At 36.9% G+C, this 1,328-nt stretch carries 1 protein-coding gene; it reads left to right on the top strand.

Annotation, left to right across the window (positions count from 1 at the left end; genetic code table 11):
* Nucleotides 1-45: 45 nt before the first annotated feature.
* On the top strand, nucleotides 46-1,328 hold a 1,283-nt coding region (locus L1S46_RS26170; protein ID WP_275299058.1), incomplete at its 3' end, for a pyruvate formate lyase family protein.

Here is a 1,328-nt window from a genome sequence, read left to right as displayed (position 1 = left end):
ATAGCATTTCAAATTCACAACATTATACAGATGGAGGCGTTTAGTATGTTAGAAACAAATAAAAATCATGCAACAGCTTGGCAAGGATTTAAAAATGGAAGATGGAACAGACACGTAGATGTAAGAGAGTTTATCCAATTAAACTACACTCTTTATGAAGGTAATGATTCATTTTTAGCAGGACCAACAGAAGCAACTTCTAAACTTTGGGAACAAGTAATGCAGTTATCGAAAGAAGAACGTGAACGTGGCGGCATGTGGGATATGGACACGAAAGTAGCTTCAACAATCACATCTCATGATGCTGGTTATTTAGACAAAGATTTAGAAACAATTGTAGGTGTACAAACTGAAAAGCCATTCAAACGTTCAATGCAACCATTCGGTGGTATTCGTATGGCGAAAGCAGCTTGTGAAGCTTACGGTTACGAATTAGACGAAGAAACTGAAAAAATCTTTACAGATTATCGTAAAACACATAACCAAGGTGTATTCGATGCATATTCTAGAGAAATGTTGAACTGCCGTAAAGCAGGTGTAATCACTGGTTTACCTGATGCATACGGGCGTGGACGTATTATCGGTGACTATCGTCGTGTAGCTTTATATGGTGTAGATTTCTTAATGGAAGAAAAAATGCACGACTTCAACACGATGTCTACAGAAATGTCAGAAGATGTAATTCGTTTACGTGAAGAATTATCAGAACAATATCGTGCATTAAAAGAATTAAAAGAACTTGGACAAAAATATGGTTTCGATTTAAGCCGTCCAGCAGAAAACTTCAAAGAAGCAGTTCAATGGTTATACTTAGCATACCTTGCTGCAATTAAAGAACAAAACGGTGCAGCAATGAGTTTAGGTCGTACATCAACATTCTTAGATATCTATGCTGAACGTGACCTTAAAGCAGGTGTTATTACTGAAAGCGAAGTTCAAGAAATTATTGACCACTTCATCATGAAATTACGTATTGTTAAATTTGCTCGTACACCTGATTACAATGAATTATTCTCTGGAGACCCAACTTGGGTAACTGAATCTATCGGTGGTGTAGGTATTGACGGACGTCCACTTGTTACGAAAAACTCATTCCGTTTCTTACACTCATTAGATAACTTAGGTCCAGCACCAGAACCAAACTTAACAGTATTATGGTCAGTACGTTTACCAGACAACTTCAAAACATACTGTGCAAAAATGAGTATTAAAACAAGTTCTATCCAATATGAAAATGATGACATTATGCGTGAAAGCTATGGCGATGACTATGGTATCGCATGTTGTGTATCAGCGATGACAATTGGTAAACAAATGCAATTCTTCGG

The sequence above is a fragment of the Clostridium sp. YIM B02500 genome, assembly GCF_022324665.1.
In the GTDB taxonomy this organism is placed as follows: Bacteria; Bacillota; Clostridia; order Clostridiales; family Clostridiaceae; genus Clostridium; species Clostridium beijerinckii.
The sequence above is the reverse complement of the archived record's forward strand: the minus strand, read 5'-3'. Positions and strand labels throughout refer to the sequence as shown.